The organism is Desulfarculaceae bacterium (assembly GCA_020444545.1).
Taxonomy (GTDB): Bacteria; Desulfobacterota; Desulfarculia; order Desulfarculales; family Desulfarculaceae; genus Desulfoferula.
On the sequence record JAHLKT010000001.1, the window covers coordinates 94,602 to 119,647 of the forward strand.

Sequence of the window (25,046 nt, forward strand, 5' to 3'; positions counted from 1 at the left end):
TGGGGATTAACAACTGGTTGGTCGCCCCGCATTGAGGGCACCTACCATTTGGTAGTTTTAGCCTAAATTCAGCATACCGATCGGTAGGGTTACGAAGGCCTCTTTCCGGGGCTTTCTGGAGATATAGCCAGCAATTCACACAGTTAGGCAGCGGCACCTGGTTTGGCTCGGAAATTGCTTAGTCATTCCAGAGCTACCAAATTTGTAAAGTGCCGCTCCGATAAGCCCTGGCCAGGTTGGCCTTCGGGGCGAAACCCGCGGCCAAGGTCAAGCCCATTTGATCTCAAGGAGGAATACGAGCATGGCAAAAATGACCAAAGAAGGCGTCCTTAAGGCGGTAAAGGACAACAACGTTAAGTTCATCCGCCTATGGTTCACCGACATTCTGGGCGTGATGAAGAGCTTCGCCATCACCCCCAACGAGCTGGAGACGGCGCTTTCGGAGGGTATGGGCTTTGACGGCTCTTCCATCCAAGGCTTCGCGCGCATCGACGAGTCGGACATGATCGCCATGCCCGACATCTCCACCTTCCAGCTGCTGCCCTGGCGCAACCAGGAAAGCGGCGCCGTGGCCCGCATGTTCACCGACGTGCTCAACCCCGACGGCACCCCCTATGAGGGCGACCCCCGCTACGTGCTCAAGCGTCAGCTGAAAAAGGCCGCCGACAAGGGCTACACCATGTACGTGGGCCCGGAACTCGAGTTCTTCTACTTCAAGGACGCCTACGGCACCGAGTACCTGGACGAGGGCGGCTACTTCGACCTGACCCCCCTGGACGTGGCCAGCGACCTTCGCCGCGACACCATCCTGGCGCTCGAGAAGCTGGGCATCACCGTGGAGTACTCCCACCACGAGGTGGCCCCCAGCCAGCACGAGATCGACCTGCGCTACGCCGAGGCCCTGCAAATGGCCGACGCCGCCATGACCTACCGCCTGACGGTCAAAGAGATCGCCATGATGCACGGCGTGTACGCGACCTTCATGCCCAAGCCGGTCTTCGGCGAGAACGGCTCGGGTATGCACACCCACCAGAGCCTGTTCAAGGGCAAGAAGAACCTGTTCTTCGACGCCAAGGATGAGTTCGGCCTGAGCAAGGAAGGCAAGAGCTACATCGCGGGCCTGCTGAAGCACGCCCCGGAGTTCACCTCCATCATCGCCCAGTGGGTCAACAGCTACAAGCGCCTGGTGCCCGGCTATGAGGCCCCGGTGTACGTGGCCTGGGCCCGCCGCAACCGCTCCGCCCTGGTGCGCGTGCCCATGTACAAGCCCGGCAAGGAGATGGCCACCCGCTGCGAGCTGCGCTGCCCCGACCCCGCCTGCAACCCCTACCTGGCCTTCGCGGTCATGCTGGCCGCCGGCATGAAGGGCATGGAAGAGGGCTACGAGCTGGCCGCTCCGGTCGAGGAAGACATCTTCGAGATGAACGCCAAGCAGCTCAAGAAGCACAAGATCAGCGCCCTGCCCGCCACCCTGGGCGACGCCATCGCGCTGACCGCCAAGAGCTCGCTGGTCAAGGAAACCCTGGGCGATCACGTGTTCGAGAAGTTCCTGGAGAACAAGACCGCCGAGTGGGACGCCTTCCGTCTGTACGTCACCGACTGGGAGCTGGACCGCTACCTCTCCATCCTGTAGCTTTCGGCTCTATGCAAGCATCCCGCCGGGGAGCCCTTCGGGGCTCCCCGGTTTTTTTGCGCCGGGCTTTGCAAGCCGACGCCGCATAGGCTATAAAGCGGCGTGAACCCCAACCCGGAGCCGCCCTTGCCGCCAGAAGAAAACCAAAGCCTGCACGCGCCGGGAGACCATCTTCTCCTGGTGGACGAAAAGGACCGGCAATATTTGATCCAGGTGCCGGACCCTTTGCTCAAGGTGCGCCTCAAGGGCGAGATGCTGGACCACCCCACCCTGGCCAACCTGCACTCCGGAGAGCTGCTGGTCACCCCCCAGCGCCGCCACTACCTGGTGTTCGTGCCCACCCTGGAGCAGGTGGTGATGAACATGCCCCGCCAGGCCCAGGTGATCTTCCCCAAGGACCTGGCCCTGTTACTTTTTTTCGGCGACGTGGCGCCCGGCATGACCGTGATCGAGGTGGGCACCGGCCACGGCGCCCTCACCATGTCCCTGCTCAGAGCCTTGGGGCCCACCGGACGCCTGATCAGCTTCGACGTGCGCCGCGATCACCTCAACCGCACCAAGAAGAACGTGGCCGCCTATCTGGGGGAGGAGTTCCTGGAGCGCTGGGAGCCGGTGATGGCCAACCCGGTGGAAGACGGCTTCGGCGAATACGACTGCGACCGCATGTTTAGTGACATCCCCGAGCCCTGGACCCTCATGGAGGGCGCCTCCGAAGCGGTGCGGCCCGGCGGCATCTGGGCGGCCTATCTTCCCACGGCCATGCAGCTCATGCGCCAGATGGAGGCCCTGCAAAACGAGCGCGCCTTCTGCCTGCCCAGCTCCTTCGAGGCCATGCAGCGCTACTGGCAGGTGCGGCCGCCTTCGGTGCGCCCCTCCCACGCCATGCGCGGCCACACCGGCTTCATCATCCTGGGCCGCCGCCGCTGGCTGCCTCCCCGCCCCGAATAGGCTGGGAAGGGCAGCTTGTCCGTGATATAAAGGGTTTATGATCGTCTTTGACCTCCAGTGCGACCAGGGTCACGCCTTTGAAGGTTGGTTCGACGACCTCAAGGACCTGGAAAAGCAGCTAAAGAAGAAGCTGGTCGCCTGCCCGGTGTGCGGCAGCGAAGCGGTGAAACGGGTGCCCTCGGCCTTTGCCATCTCCAAGGGACGCAGCCAGGCGGACCACGAGAAGGCGGCCAAGATGCTGGGCCGCTCCTTGCAGCGCTATTTCCAGGAAAACTTCGAGGACGTGGGGCCGCAGTTCGCCAAGGAGGCGCTCAAGATCCACTACGGGGTCAGCGAGTCGCGCAACATCCGGGGGGTCTCCACCAGCGAGGAAGAGAAAATGCTCCAAGAAGAGGGCGTGGACTTCTTCAAGGTGGGAACCGAGGCGCCGCCCCAAAGCGACAGCAGCGAGGAAGACGACTAGGTCTCGGTCTCCCGGGGCTTTTGCCTGCCCTGCCCGGCCGCCTCGGCCGCGCAGGGCGCGTTTTTGGCTACCAGACGTTTCAGCTTGGCGCAGTAGAGGGCCGCGAAGGTGCGGCAGGAACCCGCGCCGTCCACCGCCTCGTCGCGGGGGAAGCTGGCTTCCGGACAGCTGAGATCGCACCAACGCATACCCACTCCCCAAAATCTAGACAAGATATAGTTCACAACTTCCCGCCGGGAAATGTCATCATATTAATAACTACGCAACTGCCTGTCCACGGATTGCATAAGATGAAAAAATTATCAGAGATTATTGCCAATAATGAAGAATGGCTGATGGCCCGGATCCTTGCCTATGCCAAGGAACACGACTATACCATGTACACCTCCACCCTGATGGAGGCCTGGCGCTTGTCCATATCCGGGCTTTCGGAATCTATTCTAACGGCCATCCAAAATTACCCGGATATTCCGGAGCTCTCGCCCGAAGAGGAGTTTGCCGACGACCCGGTGGCCCGCTTCGGCATTTATGAAGCCCAAAAACACCGCCGGCGGGGCGTGCCTCTGCCCATGTTCCTGGGGCTGATGAAGTACTACCGCCAATCCTACCTGGACTTGCTGGCCGCCCAGGACTGGCCGCCTGACACCTTGGCGCGCCACGCCCTTTTCCTCAACCGGGTCTTCGATCGCATTGAGATCAGCTTTGTCGCCGAATGGGCGGACAAAAGCCCGGGGCAGTCGTTGAGTGAGTTGCAAGCCGGCAACCGGTTCATGACCAACGAAAAAAACAAGTACCTGACCATTTTCGAGAGCATTCCGCTGCCGGTAATCATCCTCAACCCGGACGAAACCATCGACAACATGAACCTGGCCGCGGCCATGTTTTTACGGGGAGAGGCCCTGGCCGGGGGGCATTATTACGCCCCGCCCGAGGAAATATCCCCAAAACATGCGGCCGCCGACCAGGGGCGCCTGGACGCGGTCGCCCTGTTCGACCTATTGCCTTGGCTGCCCCGGGAGCTGGACCGTTGCAAAAATGAAGGCCTGAAAAACACTCATTTTACGAAAGAGATCAACATCCTGGACCAAACCAAGCTCTTGGGGGTCACCATAACCAAGAGCCTCGACATCAGCGATAAATTCACCGGGACCATAATCATCTTCGAGGACCTCACCCCCATCGCAAGAGAGCATCAGGCCCTGCTCGAACAAGAAAAGCTGAACGCCGCCTTGGAAACCGTGGGCATGGTCTATCACGAACTCACCCAACCCCTGCAAGTGATACTCGGCATGTCGGAAATCATGCAACTCGACCTCTCCTTCTCCCTGGAGGGAAAAGAGCAGTTGGAGCAGATCGGCCTTGCCGCGCGCAAGCTCGCCAGCATAATAAATAAATTAGACAAAATCAAAACTTACAAGAACAAGCCCTACGTAGGCCAAGCCTCGATTCTAGACCTGGAGGAATCGGTCAAGAGCGAGGATTGATCCGGTGCGGGCCCCAACGGCGGGAAGGTACGGCGGCCACGGACAAGGGCCGTTCCAGGCGAGGCCCCGGCCCCTCCGCCGGTTGACAAAGACCACCCCCCTTGATAGCTTGAAAAGCTGGAATTTTCGAGAATGACCGGCGGTTTGGAGCCGGTTATCCGGGGGCGGGGCAACACGGAGCGAGGCGCTATGCGCGGGGCGATCATCTGCATCGGCGACGAGCTGGTCAGCGGCCGGGTGGCCGACACCAACTCCCGTTTCGCCCTGAGCCGCCTAAGCCCCCTGGGCTTCCGCTTCGGCTCGGTGCTCATGGTGGGCGACGACATGGAAGCCATCGCCGGGGCCTTGGACCAGGCCCTGGCCTCGGCCGACTTCGTGTTGGTCAGCGGCGGCTTGGGGGCCACGGAAGACGACATAACCGCCTCCGCCGCGGCCCGCCACTTCGGCCTGGCCCTGGCCGAGAGCCGACGCATGATCGACAACCTGCGCGAGTGCTTCGCGGCGGTGGGGCGCAACCTGCCGCCCGGGGTGGAGCGCATGGCCCAGCTGCCCCAAGGGGCCGAGGTGCTGGACAAGGCCTGCGCCGGATTCCGGCTCACCACTCCGGGCGACCAGCCGGTATACTTCCTCCCCGGGGTGCCGGAGGAGAACCGCCGCCTTTTGGAGCGGCTGGTGCTGCCCGCCCTGGTGCAGCGCTTCGCGCCCGAGCAGGTGGCGGTGAGCCGCAAGTTCACCGTCTTCGGCCTGGGCGAGAGCCAGATCGGCCTCAGGCTGGCGGGCCTCACCTCGGGCTACCCCGAGGTGACGGTGGGCTTCTACCCGGTGTTCCCCTGCGAGCAGGTGGTGCTGAGCACCCGTAGCCGCCAACCGGAGGCAGCCGCCGCCCTGCTGGAACGCCTGGTGGACGAGGCGTCCCACCGTTTGGAAGGTTTGGTGGTGGCTCACGGCGCGGACACCCTGGCCGACGTGGTGGCCCAACGCATGATCGCCGAGAAGCTGACCCTGGCCCTGGCCGAGTCCTGCACCGGCGGTCTCATCGGCCACCTGGTCACCGGCGTGGCCGGGTCCAGCGCCTTTTTCGAGCGCGGCCTGGTCACCTACTCCAACCGGGCCAAGATGGAGCTGTTGGGCGTGAGTCCCGAGACCCTGGAGGCCCATGGCGCGGTGAGCGCCGAGACCGCGGCCGAGATGGCCGAGGGCGCGCGCCGCGAGGCGGGCACGGACATAGGCCTGTCGGTCACCGGCATCGCCGGGCCCGACGGCGGCACACCGGAAAAGCCGGTGGGCACCGTGTTCTTCGGCCTGGCCGCCGAGGGCGGGGTCAAGACCCTGCACCGGCGTTTCTTGGCCTTCGCGGACAGCCGCGCGCAGATAAAGCAGCTGAGCGCCCACACCGCCCTGGACCTGCTGCGGCGCTATTTGGAAGACCATGCGCTGCTTCATCGCCCTTGAGATGCCCCCGGCGGTGAAGGAGCACGCCGCCGGGCTGATCAAAGAGCTCAAGTCCGCCGGGGCGGACGTGAAATGGGTGGCCCCGGAGAACCTGCACCTCACGCTCCAATTTTTGGGCGAGGTGGAGCCGGAGCGGCAACCGGGCCTGGAGGCCGCCCTGGCTCGAGCCTGCGCGGGCCGTCCGCCCCTGAAGCTGGCCATTACCGGCTGCGGAGCCTTCCCGGGGATCAAGAAGCCCCGGGTGATTTGGCTAGGCCTGGCGGGCATGATCGAGGAACTGGCTGAGCAGGCCAAGGCCATACAGGCGGCCAACCAGCCCCTGGGCTTCGAGCCCGAAACGCGGGCCTTCAAGGCCCACCTGACCCTGGGCCGCGTGCGCGAGCGGCGCGGCAAGAAAAAGGCCGCGCCCCTGGGGCCGCTCAGCCGAGAGCTGGCCGGCCTGGCCGGGCACCGGGGGCCGGAGTTCGCGGCCAACCGGGCCGTATTGATGCAAAGCACCCTGACCAGTTCAGGGCCGATTTATAAGCCCCTTTTCGGCGCCACCCTCGGGGACGGCGCGGGAGGATAGCTGGAACCATGGCTGACAATAACGCCCGCGACCAACGCGACAAGGCGGTGGATAGCGCCCTCAAGCAGATCGAGCGCAACTTCGGCAAGGGGGCCATCATGCGCCTGGGCAGCCAGGAGGTGGCCCAGGACGTGCGGGCCATCTCCACCGGCTCCCTGGGCCTGGACATCGCCACCGGCATCGGCGGCGTGCCCCGGGGCCGCATCACCGAGATCTACGGCCCAGAGTCCTCGGGCAAGACCACACTCACCCTGCACGTGATCGCCGAGGCCCAGAAGCTGGGCGGCGTGGCCGCCTTCATCGACGCGGAGCACGCCCTGGACGTGTCCTACGCCAAAAAGCTGGGCGTGGACGTGGACGATCTGTTGGTGAGCCAGCCGGACACCGGCGAACAGGCCCTGGACATCGCCGAGATCCTGGTGCGCTCCGGCGGGGTGGACGTCTTGGTCATCGACTCGGTGGCCGCTCTGGTGCCCAAGGCCGAGCTGGAAGGCGAGATGGGCGACAGCCACGTGGGCCTGCAAGCCCGCCTGATGAGCCAGGCCATGCGCAAGCTCACCTCCGTGGTGGCCAAGAGCCGCACCGCGCTGATCTTCATCAACCAGATCCGCATGAAGATCGGGGTGATGTTCGGCAGCCCCGAGACCACCACCGGCGGCAACGCGCTCAAGTTCTACGCCAGTTTGCGCCTGGACATCCGGCGCATCGGCAAGATAAAGTCCGGCGACGCCGACGTGGGCAACCGCACCCGGGTCAAGGTGGTCAAGAACAAGGTGGCCCCGCCCTTCAAGCAGGCCGAGTTCGATATCACCTTCGGCCAAGGCATCAACCGCCTGGGCGAGGTGCTCGACTGGGGCGTGGAGCAGGACATCGTGACCAAGAGCGGGGCCTGGTACTCCTATGGCGACGAGCGCATGGGACAGGGCCGCGAGAACGCCATCAACTTCCTGGCCGACACCCCCGAGGTGCTCGACGAGGTGATAACCCGGCTCAAGACCAAGCTGGGGCTCCTGCCCCCGGCCGAAGCGGAAGCCGCCCCGGACGCCGAATAAGGAGCCCGCATCCCATGGCCAAGACCGGCAACGAAATCCGCCGCCAGTTTCTGGACTATTTCGCCAAGCATCAACACCAGGTGGTCAAGAGCTCCAGCGTGGTGCCGGCCGACGACCCCAGCCTGCTGTTCACCAACGCGGGCATGGTGCAGTTCAAAAACGTCTTCACCGGACAGGACAAGCGCGCCTACAGCCGCGCCACCACCTGCCAGAAGTGCTTCCGGGTATCGGGCAAGCACAACGACCTGGAGAACGTGGGCCGCACCCCGCGCCACCACACCTTCTTCGAGATGCTGGGCAACTTCAGCTTCGGCGACTACTTCAAGGAGAAGGCGGTGGTCTTCGCCTGGGAGCTCCTCACCCAGGGCTACGGCCTGGACCCGGAGCGCCTCTGGGTGAGCGTGTACACCGAGGACGACGAGGCGGCCCGCCTTTGGGAGAGCGAGGTCGGGGTGCGCTCCGAGCGCATCGTGCGCCTGGGCGAGGAGGAAAACTTCTGGGCCATGGGCGACACCGGCCCCTGCGGCCCCTGCTCGGAGATCCACATCGACCAGGGCCCGGAGCATGGCTGCGGCGCGGCCGACTGCGCCGTGGGCTGCGACTGCGACCGCTACCTTGAGCTGTGGAACCTGGTGTTCATGCAGTATGAGCGCGACGCCTCCGGCAAGATGACTCCCCTGCCCAAGCCCTCCATCGACACGGGCATGGGCCTGGAGCGCATCGCGGCCACGGTGCAGGGCTTCACCAGCAACTACGACTCCGACCTGTTCACCCCCATCATGGACTACACCAGCGAGCTGGCCGGGGTGCGCCGGGGGGACGACGCCGAGAGCGACGTGAGCCTCCGGGTCATCGCTGACCACGCCCGCGCCTGCACGGTGCTGGTGGGAGACGGCGTAATGCCCTCCAACGAGGGCCGGGGCTACGTGCTCCGCCGCATCCTCCGCCGCGCCGCGCGCCACGGCCGCAAGCTGGGCTTCGAGGGGCCCTTCCTGCACAAGGTGGCCGGCGTGGTCATGGAGCAGTTCCAGGACGCCTACCCCGGCCTCTACGGCAACCGCGCCTTCGTGGACAAGGTGATCTCCGGCGAGGAAGAGCGCTTCGGCGAGACCCTGGACACCGGCCTCAAGCTTCTCTCCGAGGCGGTGGCCAACGCCAAGGCCAAGGGCCAGGACGCCCTGGCCGGCGAGGTGGCCTTCAAGCTTTACGACACCTTCGGCTTCCCCCTGGACCTGACCATGACCATCGTGGCCGAAGAGGGCCTGGGGGTGGACGAGGAAGGCTTCCAGGCGGCCATGGGCCAGCAGCGGGCCCGCTCCCGCGCTGCCTGGAGCGGCAGCGGCGAGCAGCAGCTTCCCCCCGCCCTGGCCAAGCTAAAGGCCGAGGGCTTCACCACCGCCTTCACCGGCTACGAAGGCCTTGGCGGGACCAGCACCGCCGCCCTGCTCCTGGTGGACGGCGAGCCGGTGGACGCGGTGGCCCAAGGCCAAAAGGCCGAGCTGGTGGCCCCGGCCACGCCCTTCTACGGCGCGGCGGGCGGCCAGGTGGGCGACGTGGGCTTCATCGAGGGCCCCCGGGGCAAGGCCAAGGTTATCGACACCCTCAAGCCCGGCGGCGAGCTGATCGTGCACCAGATCGAGGTGAGCGAAGGGCAGATCGCCAAGGACGACGAGCTGACCCTGACCGTGGACACCGGCGCCCGCGCGGCCACCGCGGCCAACCATACCGCCACCCACCTGCTGCACGCGGCCCTGCGCGAGCACCTGGGCGAGCACGTGAAGCAGGCCGGCTCCATGGTCAGCCCCGAGCGCCTGCGCTTCGACTTCAGCCACTTCGAGGCCATGACCCCCGAGGAGCTTCGGGCCGTGGAGCGCACGGTCAACGAAGGCGTGCGGGCCAACATCAGCCTGGACACCAAGGTCATGGACATCGACGAGGCCATGGCCACCGGCGCCATGGCCCTGTTCGAAGAGCGCTACGGCGACCGGGTGCGCCTGGTGCAGATCCCCGGCGTGTCCAAGGAACTCTGCGGCGGCACCCACACCGGAGCCACCGGCGACATCGGCTACTTCAAGATCGTCTCCGAGTCATCCGTGGCCGCGGGGGTGCGCCGTCTGGAGGCGCTCACCGGCGGGGCCGCCGTGGAGGCGGTGCAGGCCCTGGAGACCGAGGTGGGCAAGGCCGCCGGCGCGCTCAAGGTGAGCCGCTCCGAGCTGGCCGAGCGGGTGGGCAAGCTCATGGCCAGCCTCAAGGAGCGCGAGCGCGAGGTGGAGACGCTCAAGGGCCGCCTGGCCGGGGCCTCCAGCCGCGACCTCATGTCCGAGACGGTGGACGTGGACGGCGTGAAGGTGCTGGCGGTCAAGGTGGAGGTGGACAACCCCAAGGCCCTGCGCGACCTGGCCGACACGGTGCGCGACAAGCTGGACTCCGGCGTGGCGGTGTTGGGCGCCGAAAGCGGCGGCAAGGCGCTTTTGCTGGCCCTGGTCACCAAGGACCTGGCCGGGCGCTACCACGCGGGCAACCTGGTCAAGGTGCTGGCCCCCATGGTGGGCGGCGGCGGCGGGGGCCGGCCGGACATGGCCCAGGCCGGCGGCCAAAACCCCGGCGGCTTGGAAGACGCCCTGAGCAAGGTGCCGGACTTGGTCCGGGAGCAGGCCAAGGGATAGCCGGCCGGGCCGGGTTCTACCCACCCTGCTCCCCGACCAAACAATGCCCCGACAAAAAAGGGACGCCCACTCGGGCGTCCCTTCGCTTTTTGCTATGTGCTTCGCCTAGAGCGGGCTGGCCTCCGGGCCGGTGAGCACGTCCGGAGCCTCCACGCCGGGGATGGGCGTGGTCAGGTCGCGGCGGTCGATGCCTTGGCCTTCGCGCTCCTTGGCGGGCAGGGCGGACCATTTTTCCTGGGCCTGCCTGAGGTAGTTCATGGCCTCGTTATACAGGCCCACGTCCGGGTACTGGGTGAGCACCCGTTTGAAGCGGCCCATGGCCGCGCGGTAGGACTTGGTCTGGAAGTAGTACTTGCCCACCACCATGTCGTGGGCGGCCAGGCGGCGGGTGGCTTCCTGCAGCCGGGGCTGGCAGCGCACCGCCCACTCGCTCTGGGGATACTGCTTGATCAGGCGCTGGAAGGTCTGCATGGCCTTGCGCGCGTTCTCCGGGTCGCGGTCCGGGGTCAGCATCTGGTCGAAGTAGACCATGCCCATCTGGTAGATGGCGTAGGGCACCGCGTCGTTCTTGGGGTGCAGGCGGATGAAGTCCTCATAGGCCAGCACCGCCTCTTCGTAGCGCTTGGACTTGAAGTAGGCGTCGCCCACCCGAAGATCGGCCAAGAGCGCGAAGCGGCTGTAGGGGAAGCGGTCCTTGAGGGCCTGGAACAGGTTGGCCGACTCGTCGTACTGCCCTTCGCGGTAGAGGGTCTCGGCCTCGTTGGCCAGCACCTGGGCCGGGGTGTCGAAGGCATCGTCCGTGGCGCTTTTCTGCCCCCCGAACCAACCGCATCCCCCCGCCGCCAGCAGAACCAGCAGCAGGCCCAGAACCGCCAACCTGAATTTCTTAGTCATGGACCTCTTCCAGATAACGCTGGGCCGCGTAGGTGGCCACCGCCCCCTCGCCGGCCGCCACCACGATCTGCCGAAGCAGCTTGCTGCAGCAGTCTCCCGCGGCGAAAACGCCGTTAAGGCTGGTGTGCTGGGTGCGGTCGCAGATGATGAACCCTTGCCGGTCCATGTCCACCGTGCCGCGCAGGAACTCGGTGTTGGGCGTGGTGCCCACGAAGACGAATGCCCCGTCGCAGGGCAGCTCGTACTCCGTGTCGTCCTTGAGCCTTTTCAGGCGCACCGCTTCCACCTTGTTCTCGCCCACGATCTCCAGGGGAGCCTGCGACCAGAGCACCTCGATTTTTTCGTTGCTAAGCACCCGCTCGGCCAAAACCCCGGCTGCCCGGAGCTCGTCCCGGCGGTGCACCAGGTACACCTTGGAGGCGAAGCGGGTGAGGAACACCGCCTCCTCGGCGGCGGTGTCGCCGCCCCCGAAACATATCACCACCTGATCGCGGTAGAAGGGCCCGTCGCAGGTGCCGCAGTAGGACACGCCCTTGCCGGTGAGGAGCTCTTCGCCGGGCACGCCCAGCTTCCTGGGCTGGGCCCCCACGGCCAGGACTACAGCCTTGGTGCGCATCTCGCCGTCCGGGGTGGTGAGCACCTTGCATTTGCCGTCGGCCACGACCTTGATGATCTCCTTGTTCTCGATCACCAGGCCGAACTTCAGGGCGTGGTCGCGCATACGGTCGGCCAGGTCGAAACCGGTCACGCCGTCCACGTCGCCGGGCCAGTTCTCCACCATGTCGGTGGTGAGCACCTGGCCGCCGGGGCTAAGGCGCTCCAGAAGCACCGCGTCCATGCGGGCGCGGGCCGCGTAGAGCCCGGCGGTGAGGCCGGCCGGCCCCCCGCCCACTATTATCATGTCGTGGGTGTGCATGTGCCGCGCCCGGGCTTAGCCCAGCTGCTTGCTGATGGCCGCCTCCAGGTGCGACTTGCTCACCGCGCCGGTGATCTGGTCCGCCACCTTGCCGTCCTTGAAGATGATCAGGGTGGGGATGGCCCGGATGCCGTACTGGCCGGGGGTCTTGGGGCTCTCATCCACGTTGAGCTTGGCCACCTTCAGCTTGCCGGCGTACTGCTCGGCCAGCTCCTCCACCACCGGGGCGATGGCCCGGCAGGGACCGCACCAGGAGGCCCAGAAGTCCACCAGGGTGGGGGTCGCGTTGTTCAGAACCTCGGTCTCAAAGCTGTCGTCGGTCACCTGCAAGACGTTGTCAGACATGCCAGAAATGCTCCTTTACCCGAACCGTGGAATAGACGCGTACCTCCCCGCGCCCATTATTGCTCCTAGCCCTTTGGGGTCGCTTAATTTTATATGCGTTGGCCAGGGGTTTGTCAATGTAACAGGCGGTTTCCACCAAAGCTGTCCCCCGGGCGCCGCCTCGGGTATTATGGTGGGGCAACGGGAGGTTGACTTGGCCAAACGCGCCACTATTTTCGTTTGTCAGAGTTGCGGGGCCTCTCAGCCCAAGTGGCTGGGCCAGTGCCCGGCCTGCGAGAGCTGGGACACCCTGGTGGAGGAGGCCGCCTCCCCCGCCGCCAAGGGCAAGGCCGCCCCGCCCGGCCGCACCCAACCGCTCACCGGCACCCTGGAGCGCCCGGAGCATCGCCTGGCCTCGGGCATCGAGGAGCTGGACCGCGTATTGGGCGGCGGGCTGGTGGGAGGCATGGTGGTCCTGGTGGGCGGCGAGCCGGGCATCGGCAAGTCCACCCTCATGCTCCAGGCGGCCGAGTCCCTGGGCCGCTCCGGCGGGCGGGTGCTCTATGTCACCGCCGAGGAGTCGGCCCGCCAGGTGGGCCTGAGGGCCGCGCGCCTGGGCCTGGCCGGGGCGGGGGTGGAGCTGTTGGCCGACACCTCCCTGGAGACGATTCTGGCCACCACCGTGGAGGGCGGCTTCACCGCCGTGGTGGTGGACTCCATTCAGGCGCTCAAAAGCGGTGAGCTGGCCAGCGCCCCCGGCGCGGTGGGCCAGGTGCGCCACTGCGCCGCCGAGCTGGCCGGCGCGGCCAAGGCCACGGGCAGCGCACTTTTTCTGGTGGGCCATGTGACCAAGGAAGGCGCCCTGGCCGGTCCCCGCGTGCTGGAGCACCTGGTGGACACGGTGCTCTACTTCGAGGCAGAGCCCTCCATGCGCCTCAGGCTGCTCAGGGCGGTGAAGAACCGCTTCGGGGCCACCGACGAGGTGGGCGTGTTCGAGATGGGCGAGCGCGGCCTGGCCGGGGTTAGCAACCCCTCGGCCATGCTCCTGGCCCACCGCCCGGCCTCGGCCCCTGGCAGCGCGGTGTGCGCGGCCATGAGCGGCACCCGGCCCCTGTTGGTGGAGGTGCAGGCCCTGGTGAGCCCCTCGGGCCTGGCCATGCCCCGCCGCCAGGCCCTGGGCGTGGACCCCGGCCGCCTGCACATGCTCTGCGCCGTGCTGGCCATCCACGCCGGGCTGGACCTGGGGGGCCACGACGTGTTCGTCAACGTGACCGGCGGGGTGCGCCTCACCGAGCCCGCCGCGGACCTGGCCGTGGCCGCGGCCATCGCCAGTTCTTTGGCCAACCGCCCCCTGCCGCCTTCGGCGGTGTGCTTCGGCGAGGTGGGACTGGCCGGAGAGCTACGCGCCGTGGGGCGCTCGGCCGCCCGCATGGCCGAGGCCGCCCGCCAGGGCTTTGGCCAGGCCCTGTGCGCTCCGGGCAAGACCGCCCCGCCCAAGGGCCTGCAAATCCTCGGCGCCCCGCGCCTGGACCAAGCCCTGGCCCTGCTCTGGTAACCATGGCCTGCTCCGCCCGAAACCGGTTATCATGGTCCGGGAAATTCATGGTTTTGTTTTAACAGCGAGGTCTTGCCTATGCCCCGGCGCTCCAAGCTAGACAAGAGCCTGTTGGCCGCCGCTTGCCTGGCCCTTTTGCTTGCCCTGGTTTCCTGCGGGGGCGGCGGGGGCGGCGGCGGGGGCGACGGCTTCTCCAGCCAGGACTACCAGTTTCTCTACACCTACAACGCCTCGCGCCTGAGCGGCCACACCATCCGCTGGGCCAACCTGCCCATCAGCGTGTCGGCCGGGGCCTTCCCCAGCGCGCCGGCGGCTTTCAACCGCTGGAACAGCGCCTCCGGGGGCCGGGTGCGCTTCTCCTTCGGCTCGGGCAGCAACATAACCGTGTCCTACCGCTCCACCAGCTCCTGGTGCGGCCTGACCACCGTCCGCTGGAACAGCGCGGGGCAGATCACCGACGCGGAGGTGTACATCGCGCGCGACCAGAGCAGCTGCTCGGGCGGCGAGGCGGACACCCTGGCCCACGAGGCGGGGCACGCCATCGGCTTTTTGGGCCATGACGGCGAGGGGCTGATGAACCCCTTCGGAGGCCAGCCCATCAGCGACCAGGAGTCGCGCTTCATGAGTTTGCTATACTCTCTGGGGCCGGGCACGGACATCACCGGCGACCTGGGCAAGTCCCGCGTTACCAGCGGAACCTACGACAAGAGCGGCAACAAGACCTACACCCTGACCATCCAATAGGAGGGCACATGCGCATCTGGCTGATAGCGGTTCTGGCCCTGGCCATGTTGAGCAGCCTGGCCTGCAAGGACGAGAGCGCGGCGGGCAAGCCCGCGGAACAGGGCCACCGCCAGTACGCCATGATTTTCGACCTGCCCTGCGCCACGGTGCAGGACCAGGTGCGCGCGGCCATGCGCTCCAACCCCGGCCTGGGTCTGGCCTCGGAGCGCCAGGCTCCCCTGGGCGTGGCCCTGATCACCCCGGAGCACCAGGGCGACCAGCGCCGCTGGAGCGCCACGGTGCTGGTGCAGTGCGCCGACCGCCAGAGCTCGCGCATCGAAACCAGGGTAAAGGCCGAGCGCCGGGTGAACGGCCAGTGGGTGCCGGCCGGCGACGCCCCGGCCATGGAAAAGGATATTCTGGATAAGGTGATGCCCAAGCCGTAGGCGTAGAGGCGGCTTCGCCAGACGGCGGGATACCGCGTTGCCGCCCCTTGGGGCGGTTTCGCTTTTAGTAGATTTGCACGCCCTTCTCGTGGATCTCGAATTCCACCTTGGCCAGGGTCTCGCCCGCCAGGGGACGCCCGTGGTCGAATCCCGCGAAACGGCTGATCACCAGGGTGCGCGGCCCGTAGATGCGGCTGGCCTCCCACTGGGCCTTGCTGGTCACCGAGTGCAGCCCACCCAGGGAGAGCACCTTGCTCGACCCGTGGGGCTTGGACCATATCCAGCTTATGGCCAGGGGCCGCTCGAAGCCGGTCCGCTTGACCAAAACCTTCAACTGGGGCTTGGCGTAGAGCGCCGCCGGCCGGCCGAAGTACCAGGTGAACACCACCTGGAGGCCGTTGTCCTTTTGATCCTTGGGGCTGTAAAAGACGTAGAACTCGGTGCGCTCGTCGATCTCCACCCGGCGGGGCACCGCCTGCGCCTGGCAGGGGCGGCCCAGCAGCTCCATGGGGTTCAGCTTGTCGTCGGCGATGCGCTTTTTGGTGAAGGCGCTCAGCGGCACGATGATCAGCTCATCCGAGGCCAGCTGGCTGCCCAGGGTGCAGGCGCCCTTGGCCTTGCCGCCGCTCTGGCCACAGGCCGGGGCCAGGGCCAAAACCAGGCAGATCAGGCCCACCAACCAAGTGCGCGTATGGGGAGGGAAAAAGCTCACCCTGCCATTTTAGGCGGGGCGGCGGCGCGGGGCAAGCGGGTGGCTCAGGCGCGGCGGCGGCGTCGGCGGCGACGCCAGCCCAGGAAGGCCATGGCGCTGCCCATGAGCAGTAGAGTGCCCGGCTCCGGGGTGCCGGCCACCGGCGAGGAGTAGTTCACGCTCAGGCTGGGCCGCCAACCGGCGGACTTGTAGTCCGAGGAGGCGTAAAAGGAGTAGTTCCAGTTGGAGCCGGTGCCCACGATCACCCAGCCCAGGTTCTTGGCCCCGTCGGCCCAGGCCTGCAAGGACGCGGTCACGTCGATGTCCAAAAAGCCCCTGCTGCCCGGGTCGCTGAAGGTGGCGTCGGCCGTGCCCGCGGTCTGCTTGCCGATGTCCACCCCATCCCCCAGGCTGTTCCAGGTGCTCTTGGCGCTCCAGTCCTCGGTCATGCGGTAGAGCGCGCGCTCTCCCGAGCCCGAGCCGGTGTAGAGGTACAGGCGCAGGGTGGCGTTGCTGATGGTGCTGTCCAGGGGGATCTGGTTCTTGCCGTCGCCGAAGATGTCGTCAAAGCGCATCAAGGACTCGTAGCCCGTGCCGCCGCTGAACTGGTACACCCCGCTGTAGGCGTAGTCGCCGTAGTTGGCGTTGGGGCTGTACTTGTTGAGCATGGTGTCGGTGATGCCGGACTTGTAGTCGAAGCTGATGCTGTCGGCCCAGGCCGGAATGGCGAGCACCAGCAGCAACCCCACGGCCAAGGCGGCGCGCAGCACACGGCTAAACATGAAAACCCCCAACAGGACAGGACTTTTTGGCGGGGCAGGTTCCCTCCAATGTCTCTTTATTGTAAACTTCCGAAATTTATTGTCAAGGCAATGTGTTAGGAGCCATGCTCCTCGGCGAGGGCGGCCAGGCGGGCCCGGATTTGGGCCGGAGGCAGGCCGGTCTCCAGAGCGATGCGCCCCACCTCGTCGGCCTCGGGGTGCACCCGCCAGGCCCCGCCCACCCAGGCCCGCTTCACCTTGGCCGGGCCCCAGGGGCTGTCCACGGTGATCACCTCCCGGGGCAGGGTGCGCCGCTCCACGGGCCTGAGGCGCACCCCCAGGCTGGTGGTCTGCTCCAGCACCAGGGCGGCCAGCTCCTCGGCCAGCTCGGGCGGGCTCATCACGCTCAGGCTGAAGCCCAAGCGGCCCTTTTTCATGATCAACGGCGCGGCGGCCGCGTCAAGGGCCCCGGCCTGCATCAGCCGGGCGATGACCAGGGGCAGGTCCTCGGGGTTCATGTCGTCCAAATGGGCCACGATCTCCACGATGCGGTCGCCGGACCCGGCCGCGTCCTCCCGGCCCAGCCACAGGCGCAGGATGTTGGGCAGCTCGCCGCTGGGGCGGGTGCCCCCGCCGATGCCGGTCTTGGCCAGGCTCATGGCCGGGGGCGGGCCGAACTCGTGGGCCAGGGCGCTGAGGATCGCCGCGCCGGTGGGGGTTACCGTCTCGCCCTTGATGGGCGAGGGATACACCGGCAGGCCTTCAAGCAAATTGAGCACCGCCGGGGCGGGCAGGGGCAATACGCCGTGGGCCGCCTTCACCGTGCCCGAGCCCATGGGCAGGGGCGAGCAGACGATGCGCGGCGAGCCCAGCCAGACCAGGCCCGCGCAAAAAGCCACCACATCGGCGATGGCGTCGGCCGCGCCCACCTCGTGGAAATGCACCTCCTCGGGGGTGGTGCCGTGCACCCGAGCCTCGGCCTCGGCCAGGCGGCGGAACACCTTGGCCGCCGGGCCGCCGATGTTCTCGGGCAGGCGCGCCAAGAGCTTCAGGATGTGGCTCAGGTGGCGGTGGTGATGCTCGTGCGGGGCCTTGACCTCCAGGCGGTTGGCCAGGATGCCCAGGTGCTCGGCCGTGGCGGCGGAGACCTCCACCTGCTCCAGGCCCATGGCTTTTAGGTGCCCGGCCAGCTCTTCCACCGGCCAGCCCAGGCCGATGAGCCCTCCGGCCAGCATGTCGCCCGAGGCCCCGCCGCAGGCGTCCACGTAGAGCAGCTTGCCCATCACTTCTTGGCTTTCTTCTTGGCCGGGGCCTTGGGGGCCGCCTTCTTGGGGGCCGGCTTGGCCGCCTTCTTGGGCGCGGCCTTTTTCTTGGCCGGCTTGGCGATGGGCCACTCCGAGAGCACCAGGGGCAAAAGCTGATCCATGTGCCCCACCGGGGTGATCTTGAGCTTGCGGCGCACCTTGGCCGGTATCTCGCTCATCTCCTTCTGGTTCTTCTCGGGCACCAACACGCGGGCCAGGCCCGAGCGCTGGGCGGCCAGGGCCTTTTCCTTGAGCCCGCCGATGGGCAGCACCTTGCCGGTGAGGGTCACCTCGCCGGTCATGGCCACGTCCTCGCGCACCGGCACCCCGGTCAGGGCGCTGATGATGGCCGTGGCCAGGGTGACCCCCGCGCTGGGGCCGTCCTTGGGGATGGCGCCGGAAGGCACGTGCACGTGCAGGTCCATGTCGTCGTACCAGCCTTTTTTAAGCCCCAGCTCCTTGGCCCGGGAGCGGGCATAGGACAGGGCCGCCTGGGCCGACTCGCGCATCACCTCGCCCAGGGAGCCGGTGATGGTCAGGCTGCCCTTGCCCTCCACCGCGCTCACCTCCACCCGCAGCACCTCGCCGCCCGCCGAGGTCCAGGCCAGGCCAGTGGCCACCCCCACCTCGCCCTCGCCCCGCTCCTCCTCGGGCAGGAACTTGGGCACGCCGAGGTAGCGGTGCAGGTTCTGGGCGGTGACCTTGTAGGGGCCCTCGCCGCCCTCGGCCACCTTGCGGGCCGCCTTGCGGCACACCGAGCCGATCTCGCGCTCCAGGTTCCGAAGCCCCGCCTCGCGGGTGTAGGAGCGGATGATCTCCAACAACGCCGCCGGGCTCAGCGATATCTGCTCGGGCTTGAGGCCGTTCTCCTTGAGCTGGCGGGGGATCAAAAAGCCCTGGGCAATGGTCACCTTGTCTTCCTCGGTGTAGCCCGAGAGCTCGATCACCTCCATGCGGTCCCACAGGGCGTCGGGGATGGTGTCTTCCACGTTGGCCGTGGTGATGAACATCACTTTGGAAAGGTCGAAAGGCAGGTTCAGGTAGTGATCCGAGAAGGCGTTGTTCTGCTCCGGGTCCAGGACCTCCAGAAGCGCGCTGGTGGGGTCGCCCCGGTAATCGGAGCCCACCTTGTCCACCTCATCGATCATGAACACCGGGTTGTTGGTGCCCGCGCTCTTGAGCCCCTGGATAATGCGGCCGGGCAGGGCTCCGATGTAGGTGCGGCGGTGGCCCCTAATCTCGGCCTCGTCGCGCACCCCGCCCAGGGAGATGCGCACGAACTTGCGCCCCAGGGCCCGGGCGATGGAGCGGCCCAGGGAGGTCTTGCCCACCCCCGGTGGGCCGATGAAGCACAGGATCGGCCCTTTCATCTTGGGGTTGAGCTTCCTGACCGCCAAATACTCCAGGATGCGCTCCTTGACCTTCTCCAGGTCGAAGTGGTCCTCGTCCAGAATCTTGGCCGCCTTTTTCACGTCCAGGCGGTCCTTGCTGCCGCTGGACCAGGGCAGGTCCAGAATCCAGTCCAGGTAGGTGCGGATGATGGAGGCCTCGGCGCTCTCGGGCTGCATCTGCTCCATGCGGCTCAGCTGCTTCAGCGCCTCCTCGCGCACCTCGGCGGGCAGGCGCTTTTTCTCCAGGCTCTGGCGCAGCTCGCCCAGCTCGCGGGCGCGGTCGTTCTCGTCGCCCAGCTCGCGGCGGATGGCCCGGAGCTGCTCGCGCAGGTAATACTCCTTCTGACCCCGGCTCATCTCTTCCTGGGCCTCGGACTGTATCTTGGCCTGAAGGGTGGAAACCTCCAGCTCGGTGCCCAGGTGCTCGTGCACCTTGGTCAGGCGCATCACCGGGTCGCTCTCCTCCAGGATGCCCTGGGCCGCCTTGGTCTCCAGGCGCATGTTGGAGGCCACCAGGTCGGCCAGGCGGCCGGGCTCGTCCACCGAGCCCAGAATGGCCTGCACGTCGCTGGTCAACAGGCCGCGCAGGGCCAAGATCTTCTCGGAGGCCTCGCGGGCCGAGCGCATCAGGGCCTCGGACTCGGGGCCGGGCTTTTCCTCCACCGGGTCGGGCAAGGTTTGCAGGCTCACCCGGAAGTAGGGCTGCTCCTGCTCCCAGAGGTCGATGCGCGCCCGGGCCAGGCCCTGCACCAGCACCTTGAGCCTGCCATCGGGCATCTTGAGCTGGCGCATGATCACCCCGACCGTGCCCACCTCGTAGAGGTCCTCGGGCAGGGGATACTCCACGTTCTGGTCGCGCTGGGTGGCCAGGAACACGTGCTGGTCCTCGGCCATGGCCGCTTCCACGGCGGCCACCGAGTTCTCGCGGGCCACGAACAGGGGCAGGATCATGTAGGGGAAGACCACCACGTCCCGCACGGGAAGCAGGGGCATGCTGTCGGGCAGTTCCTGCTCCTCGAACGGCTCGACCGGAACGGCCTGCTCCTCATCTTTTTTCTTGCGCACCATGGGCTGTCCCCGGGCTCGCGGGCCCGTAAAATTGGGGCTTTGGTTTAAACATACCCTTTTCGCCGAAATTAAATCATCCTAACAAAAACCCGGCCCCTGTCAATGCGGCCCCCCCGGCCGGGCCCCGTTGGGGCCGCGCCCGATTTTGCAGACATTTCCAGGGTATTTACATGGGGCCGCGATTCTGCCAAGTTTAGGCATACCCTCGGAGGTCCGATCTTGCCTGGCGAGAACAAAGCCCCCATGCGCCTGCGCACCATATTGATGATCCTGTCGCTGCTGGCCCTGGTGTCCACGGCGGTGGGCGGGCTCTATTACTACTACTCTCTGCAAGACTCGGCCCTGGTCCTGGCGCGGCGCCGGGCGGCCGGACAGACCGAGGTGCTCACCAACCAGATTTCCTCTTTCCTTTCGCAAAACCAGAAGCCGGCCCGGGCCCTGGCCAGCCTGGGCGAGATGCGCCGCGCCCTGGCCGACCCCAACGAGGCCAGGCTGGAGGCGGCCAACCAGGTGCTGGACCGCTTCCAAAAGGCCTTGGACGTGGACGTGTGCTATCTGCTCAACGCCCAGGGCCTGACCATCGCCAGCTCCAACCGCAACTCCCTGGACAGCTTCGTGGGGCACAACTTCTCCTTCCGCCCCTACTTCAAGCAGGCCATGGCCGGCCACCCGGCCAAGTACCTGGCCCTGGGCACCACCAGCAAGAAGCGCGGCGCCTACTACTCCAGCCCGGTGTGGGGCCCCGGCGGCCTGCCCTGGGGCGTGGCGGTGATCAAGGCGCCCATCGGCCTGCTGGAGACCAGCATGGAGCAGGGCGACATGGACGCCACCCTCCTGGTGGGGCCGCATGACGTCATCTTCTCGTCCTCCCGCCCGGAGTGGGTCAACAAGACCCTGTGGCCCAGCAGCCTGGAGCACTGGGAGGCCATCGCCCGCACCCGGCAGTTCGGCGACGGGCCCTGGCCCTGGAGCGGCATCCGCCGCACCGGCGAGCACAAGGTGACCGACCAGCGGGGCGAGGAATACCTCTACTACACCCGGCCGGTGGCCAACTTCCCGGGCTGGCAGGTCTACTACTTCACCGATCTGTCCATGGTGACCCAGTGGGCCTTCAAGCCCTACGTGCAGACCACCGGGGTGGTGGTGCTGGGCTTGTGCATCTTCGCGGGCCTGGGGGTGTATTTCCTCTACCGCAAGGCCTCCCAGGAGATAAACCGCCGCCGCAGCGCCGAGTTGGAGCTGAGGCGCAGCGAGGAGCGCTACCGCCGCCTCTACCACAAGACCCCGGCCCTGCTGCACTCCATCGACATCAATGGCCGCCTGGTCAACGTGAGCGACTACTGGGCCGAGGCCATGGGCTACAACGACCAGGAGGTCATCGGCCGCCGCCTCACCGACTTCCTCACCCCGGAGAGCCGCCGCCACGCCCAGAGCGAGGTGCTGCCCCGCTTCTTCCGCACCGGCAGCGCCAAGGACATCTCCTACCAGTTCGTCAAGAAAAACGGCGAAGTGGTGGACGTGCTCTTGTCGGCCATTGCCGAGCGCGACGACGAGGGGCGCATCGTCAACTCCCTGGCCGTGCTGGTGGACGTGACCACTCTCAAGCACACCGAGGAAGAGCTCAGGCAAGCCCAGGAGAAGCTGAGCGAATACTCCCGCGACCTGGAGCGCCAGGTGCGCCAGCGCACCCGGGAGATCACCAGCTTCATGAAGTACGCGCCCGCGGTGGTCTACATGAAGGACGCCGAGGGGCGCTACATCATGGTCAACTCCCGCTTCGAGGAGCTGTTCGGCCTGAGCATGGAGGAGGCCTGGGGCAACACGGTGACCGAGCTGTTCCCCCCGGAGATCGCGGGGCGCTTCCGGCGCTACGACCAGATGGTGGTGCGCGGCAAACAGCCGGTGCAGGCCGAGGAGCGCATCCCCCAGGAGAGCGGGGTGAGCACCTACCTCTCGGTGCGCTTCCCCATCATCAACGAGAGCGGCGAGGTGAGCCGGGTCTGCGGCATCATGCTCAACATCACGGACCTCAAAAAGGCCCAGGAGAGGCTGCGCCTGCTCTCGGGCAGCATAATGGAGAGCCAGGAAAAAGAGCGCCGGGCCATCGCGCGGGAGCTGCACGACGAGCTGGGCCAGGTGCTCACTGCCCTGCGCATCGACGCGGTGTGGCTGCGCCAACGCCTGAGCGAGGCGGACCCCAAGGCCGGGGCCCGGGCCGACACCATGTGCGCCCTGATCGACCAGACCATCAGCGAGGTGCGCGGCATCGCCACCCGCTTGCGCCCGCCCGCCCTGGAGGACCTGGGCCTGGCCGACGCCCTGGAGTGGCACACCAGCGACTTCGAAAAGCGCACCGGCATCGCCTGCGTGTTCAGCTCCAACGGCCTGCCCGAGGTGGAGGACCCCCTGGCCATCGCCACCTACCGCGTGGCCCAGGAGGCGCTGACCAACGTGGCCCGCCACTCCGGGGCCACCGATGTGGAGGTGGAGCTGGCCAGCCATGAGGGCCTTTTGGAGCTCACGGTGCGCGACAACGGCGACGGCTTTTCGGTGGAGCTTTTGAGCGAGGGCGAGGAGCTGGGCATCGCGGGGATGCGCGAGCGCGCCGCCCTGGCCGGGGGCTCGCTGAGCATAAAATCGGCCCCGGGCGCGGGCACCGAGGTTCGCCTGGTCTTGCCCCTCAAGCCCGGCCTGGGAGAGTCGCTATGATCAAGGTCCTGTTGGCCGACGACCACAGCATCGTACGGGCGGGGCTCCGCAGCCTCATCGAAGACACCGGGGACATGGTGGTCTTGGTGGAGGCGGCCGACGGCCGCGAGGCCATCCGCCAGGCCCTGGAAAACCCGGTGGACGTGGCCGTGGTGGACCTTTCCATGCCCGGCATGGACGGCCTGGAGGTGCTCAACCAGCTGGCCACGGCCAAACCCGAGCTGCCCATCATCGTCTTGACCATGCACGAGGAGGAGCAGTACGTGGTGCGCTCCATCAGCGCCGGAGCCAAGGGCTACATCACCAAGCGCTCGGCCCCGGAGCAGCTGGTCAGCGCCATCCGCCAGGTGCACGGCGGGGGCCGCTATCTCAGCCAGGAGGCGGCGGAGCTTCTGGCCCTGCGCGTGGCCCGGGGCGAGCAGGGCAGCCCCCTGGACAGCCTTTCCAACCGCGAGGTGCAGGTGCTCCGCGCCCTGGCCCTGGGCCAGACCAACCGGGAGATCGCCGAGACCTACCACATCAGCGTGAAAACCGTGGACACCTATCGTTTTCGCCTGCTCAAAAAGCTGAACCTGCGAAACAACGCCGACCTGTCGCGTTTCGCCATCGCCCAAGGCCTGGTCGAACCGTAACCGCAGCCTAAAACCCTATGATTCCGGACTATTGCAATATCTTGTAAGAAATTCTTTTACACAAGAATCAGAGTTGTTCCAATTTACCTGTTGCCCGCCTATTTTATAACCTAAGCTCACCTGATAGGGGTGACTGCAAAAAGACGGGGCGCCTGCTTCCGCTGCCGCCGAGACCAAAATGGCGGAGCGCTCTTCCCTGCCCCGAAAAAGAACCATTGGCGAGGAATGAGCTTATCGGCCGCAACCGGCCGTCGGCTCTGGTTTAGGCAGTAAACGTCCATCATTTACCTATGGGAGGGATCCTATGAAAAAGGCTCTTATCTTTGCTCTGGCCGCCGCTCTGGTGGTGGGTCTGGGCATGGTGCCGGCTCCGGCCATGGCCAAGGACTACAAGGTCAAAGTCGGCGGCGGCCCCACCGGCGGAACCTTTAACACCTTCGCCAACGGCGCGGCGGTCTACATCCCCAAAGTCAATTCCGACATCAAGGCCAGCGCCGTGGGCAGCGGCGGCTCGGTGGAGAACGTCAAGCGCGTGAACAACGGCGACAGCACCATCGGCCTGTGCTATGCCGTGGACAGCGCCCTGGGCTTCGCGGGCAAGCTGCCCAAGGACTCCAAGAAGTACAACAAGATCCGTTCCATGGGCTACCTCTACGGCGCCCCGGCCCAGCTGGTGGTTCGCGCCGACAGCAGCTACAAGAGCGCCATGGACTTGAAGGGCAAGCGCGTGGCCGTGGGTAACGCCGGTTCCGGCGCCGCCGCCAGCGCGGAGCGCTTCTTCCGCCACATCGGCGTGTGGGACCACTTCAAGCCGACCTTCCTGGGCTACTCGGCCGCGGCCAGCGCCTTTAAGGACGGCAAGCTGGACGCCTTCTGGGTGCTGGTGGGTTATCCCAACCGCTCCATCATCGAGGCTTCGGTGCAGGTCAAGATCCGCCTGATCGACGTGAACAAGGACGCGGTGAAGACCGGCTTCTACAAGGCCTTCGCCTACAGCCCCACCACCATCCCCGAGAACACCTACTACAAGGGCATGCCTCCCTGCGAGACCTTCCAGGACTCCACCATCCTGACCACCAACAAGGACGTGCCCGAGGCGCTGGTCTACAAGATCATGAAGACCCTGTGGTCCGAGAAGGGCATGCAGGCCATGGTGGCCGCCAAGAAGACCTTCAAGGCCATGACCCTGCAGAACAACTTCCGGGGTGCCTCCGTGCCGCTGCACAAGGGCGCCTATAAGTTCTGGACCGAGCAGGGCCTCAAGATTCCGGACAACCTGAAGCCCATCGACTAATCCCCCACGGGTGAACCTCAGGGGGGAGGGTCGAGCTACCCTCCCCCCTTTTTTAAAAAACCCGCCTACATA

General features: G+C 66.4%; 22 protein-coding genes. 14 read left to right on the plus strand and 8 right to left on the minus strand.

Features of this window, described 5'->3' with window-relative positions; translation table 11 throughout:
* The first annotated feature begins 301 nt into the window (after nucleotides 1–301).
* The 3 genes from KQH53_00465 to KQH53_00475 all read left to right on the plus strand — a co-directional run bounded on the left by KQH53_00465 (nucleotide 302) and on the right by KQH53_00475 (nucleotide 3,044).
* Nucleotides 302–1,633, plus strand: coding sequence for a glutamine synthetase family protein (locus tag KQH53_00465; GenBank protein ID MCB2225120.1), 1,332 nt, complete (start codon nucleotides 302–304; stop codon nucleotides 1,631–1,633).
* A 126-nt stretch (nucleotides 1,634–1,759) separates the two neighbouring features.
* The gene (locus KQH53_00470; protein MCB2225121.1) at nucleotides 1,760–2,581 is read left to right on the plus strand and encodes a hypothetical protein; all 822 of its coding nucleotides are present in this window, start codon (nucleotides 1,760–1,762) and stop codon (nucleotides 2,579–2,581) included.
* Nucleotides 2,582–2,618: 37 nt separating this feature from the next.
* Nucleotides 2,619–3,044 carry a DUF1178 family protein gene (locus tag KQH53_00475; protein ID MCB2225122.1) on the plus strand — a complete coding sequence of 142 codons (426 nt, stop codon included), beginning with the start codon at nucleotides 2,619–2,621 and terminating at the stop codon, nucleotides 3,042–3,044.
* Here KQH53_00475 and KQH53_00480 read toward each other — a convergent pair.
* Complete coding sequence (locus KQH53_00480) at nucleotides 3,041–3,232, minus strand: hypothetical protein (GenBank protein ID MCB2225123.1); 192 nt, start codon at nucleotides 3,230–3,232, stop codon at nucleotides 3,041–3,043. The two genes, KQH53_00475 and KQH53_00480, sit on opposite strands and share 4 nt — an antisense overlap.
* A gap of 93 nt (nucleotides 3,233–3,325) precedes the next feature.
* Between KQH53_00480 and KQH53_00485 the strand changes: the two genes are divergently transcribed.
* The 5 genes from KQH53_00485 (at nucleotide 3,326) to alaS (ending at nucleotide 10,266) form a co-directional block, all read left to right on the plus strand.
* Nucleotides 3,326–4,528: a hypothetical protein gene (locus KQH53_00485; GenBank protein MCB2225124.1), complete on the plus strand. Its 1,203-nt coding sequence runs from the start codon at nucleotides 3,326–3,328 to the stop codon at nucleotides 4,526–4,528.
* A gap of 189 nt (nucleotides 4,529–4,717) precedes the next feature.
* Complete coding sequence (locus KQH53_00490) at nucleotides 4,718–5,980, plus strand: CinA family nicotinamide mononucleotide deamidase-related protein (GenBank protein MCB2225125.1); 1,263 nt, start codon at nucleotides 4,718–4,720, stop codon at nucleotides 5,978–5,980.
* The gene (gene thpR / locus KQH53_00495) at nucleotides 5,958–6,548 is read left to right on the plus strand and encodes an RNA 2',3'-cyclic phosphodiesterase (GenBank protein MCB2225126.1); all 591 of its coding nucleotides are present in this window, start codon (nucleotides 5,958–5,960) and stop codon (nucleotides 6,546–6,548) included. Before KQH53_00490 ends, thpR begins: the two co-directional genes overlap by 23 nt.
* 8 nt (nucleotides 6,549–6,556) lie before the next feature.
* Nucleotides 6,557–7,600 carry a recombinase RecA gene (recA, locus tag KQH53_00500; protein MCB2225127.1) on the plus strand — a complete coding sequence of 348 codons (1,044 nt, stop codon included), beginning with the start codon at nucleotides 6,557–6,559 and terminating at the stop codon, nucleotides 7,598–7,600.
* Nucleotides 7,601–7,614: 14 nt separating this feature from the next.
* Nucleotides 7,615–10,266 carry an alanine--tRNA ligase gene (gene alaS, locus KQH53_00505; protein MCB2225128.1) on the plus strand — a complete coding sequence of 884 codons (2,652 nt, stop codon included), beginning with the start codon at nucleotides 7,615–7,617 and terminating at the stop codon, nucleotides 10,264–10,266.
* Between the two features lie 105 nt (nucleotides 10,267–10,371).
* On the opposite strand, the gene KQH53_00510 is transcribed toward alaS, so the two are convergent.
* The 3 genes from KQH53_00510 to trxA are packed head-to-tail and all read right to left on the minus strand — an operon-like array spanning nucleotide 10,372 to nucleotide 12,421.
* Complete coding sequence (locus KQH53_00510) at nucleotides 10,372–11,160, minus strand: outer membrane protein assembly factor BamD (protein ID MCB2225129.1); 789 nt, start codon at nucleotides 11,158–11,160, stop codon at nucleotides 10,372–10,374.
* Nucleotides 11,153–12,076 carry a thioredoxin-disulfide reductase gene (gene trxB, locus KQH53_00515; GenBank protein ID MCB2225130.1) on the minus strand — a complete coding sequence of 308 codons (924 nt, stop codon included), beginning with the start codon at nucleotides 12,074–12,076 and terminating at the stop codon, nucleotides 11,153–11,155. Before trxB ends, KQH53_00510 begins: the two co-directional genes overlap by 8 nt.
* A 15-nt stretch (nucleotides 12,077–12,091) precedes the next feature.
* Nucleotides 12,092–12,421 carry a thioredoxin gene (gene trxA, locus KQH53_00520; protein MCB2225131.1) on the minus strand — a complete coding sequence of 110 codons (330 nt, stop codon included), beginning with the start codon at nucleotides 12,419–12,421 and terminating at the stop codon, nucleotides 12,092–12,094.
* A 193-nt stretch (nucleotides 12,422–12,614) separates the two neighbouring features.
* Here trxA and radA point away from each other — a divergent pair, with 193 nt between their 5' ends.
* The 3 genes from radA to KQH53_00535 all read left to right on the plus strand — a co-directional run bounded on the left by radA (nucleotide 12,615) and on the right by KQH53_00535 (nucleotide 15,124).
* Nucleotides 12,615–13,955, plus strand: a complete 1,341-nt coding sequence (radA, locus tag KQH53_00525) for a DNA repair protein RadA (GenBank protein MCB2225132.1) — start codon at nucleotides 12,615–12,617, stop codon at nucleotides 13,953–13,955.
* A 78-nt stretch (nucleotides 13,956–14,033) separates the two neighbouring features.
* Nucleotides 14,034–14,699 carry a hypothetical protein gene (locus KQH53_00530; GenBank protein MCB2225133.1) on the plus strand — a complete coding sequence of 222 codons (666 nt, stop codon included), beginning with the start codon at nucleotides 14,034–14,036 and terminating at the stop codon, nucleotides 14,697–14,699.
* Between the two features lie 8 nt (nucleotides 14,700–14,707).
* Nucleotides 14,708–15,124, plus strand: a complete 417-nt coding sequence (locus KQH53_00535; GenBank protein ID MCB2225134.1) for a hypothetical protein — start codon at nucleotides 14,708–14,710, stop codon at nucleotides 15,122–15,124.
* A gap of 64 nt (nucleotides 15,125–15,188) precedes the next feature.
* On the opposite strand, the gene KQH53_00540 is transcribed toward KQH53_00535, so the two are convergent.
* From KQH53_00540 to lon, 4 genes are all read right to left on the minus strand, one after another.
* Nucleotides 15,189–15,836, minus strand: a complete 648-nt coding sequence (locus tag KQH53_00540) for a hypothetical protein (GenBank protein ID MCB2225135.1) — start codon at nucleotides 15,834–15,836, stop codon at nucleotides 15,189–15,191.
* Nucleotides 15,837–15,880: 44 nt separating this feature from the next.
* A complete protein-coding gene (locus KQH53_00545) occupies nucleotides 15,881–16,597 on the minus strand; it encodes a DNRLRE domain-containing protein (GenBank protein ID MCB2225136.1) in 717 nt (238 codons plus the stop codon).
* A gap of 95 nt (nucleotides 16,598–16,692) precedes the next feature.
* On the minus strand, nucleotides 16,693–17,862 hold the full coding sequence (gene larC / locus KQH53_00550) for a nickel pincer cofactor biosynthesis protein LarC (GenBank protein MCB2225137.1): 1,170 nt from the start codon (nucleotides 17,860–17,862) through the stop codon (nucleotides 16,693–16,695).
* A complete protein-coding gene (gene lon / locus KQH53_00555) occupies nucleotides 17,859–20,339 on the minus strand; it encodes an endopeptidase La (GenBank protein MCB2225138.1) in 2,481 nt (826 codons plus the stop codon). Before lon ends, larC begins: the two co-directional genes overlap by 4 nt.
* A gap of 219 nt (nucleotides 20,340–20,558) precedes the next feature.
* Between lon and KQH53_00560 the strand changes: the two genes are divergently transcribed.
* The 3 genes from KQH53_00560 (at nucleotide 20,559) to KQH53_00570 (ending at nucleotide 24,974) form a co-directional block, all read left to right on the plus strand.
* Nucleotides 20,559–23,048 (plus strand): PAS domain S-box protein, encoded by a 2,490-nt coding sequence (locus KQH53_00560; GenBank protein MCB2225139.1) that lies wholly within the window; start codon nucleotides 20,559–20,561, stop codon nucleotides 23,046–23,048.
* Nucleotides 23,045–23,680 (plus strand): response regulator transcription factor, encoded by a 636-nt coding sequence (locus tag KQH53_00565; protein ID MCB2225140.1) that lies wholly within the window; start codon nucleotides 23,045–23,047, stop codon nucleotides 23,678–23,680. The genes KQH53_00560 and KQH53_00565 overlap by 4 nt, the downstream gene beginning before the upstream one ends.
* Before the next feature lie 304 nt (nucleotides 23,681–23,984).
* The gene (locus KQH53_00570) at nucleotides 23,985–24,974 is read left to right on the plus strand and encodes a TAXI family TRAP transporter solute-binding subunit (GenBank protein MCB2225141.1); all 990 of its coding nucleotides are present in this window, start codon (nucleotides 23,985–23,987) and stop codon (nucleotides 24,972–24,974) included.
* Nucleotides 24,975–25,046: the final 72 nt, after the last annotated feature.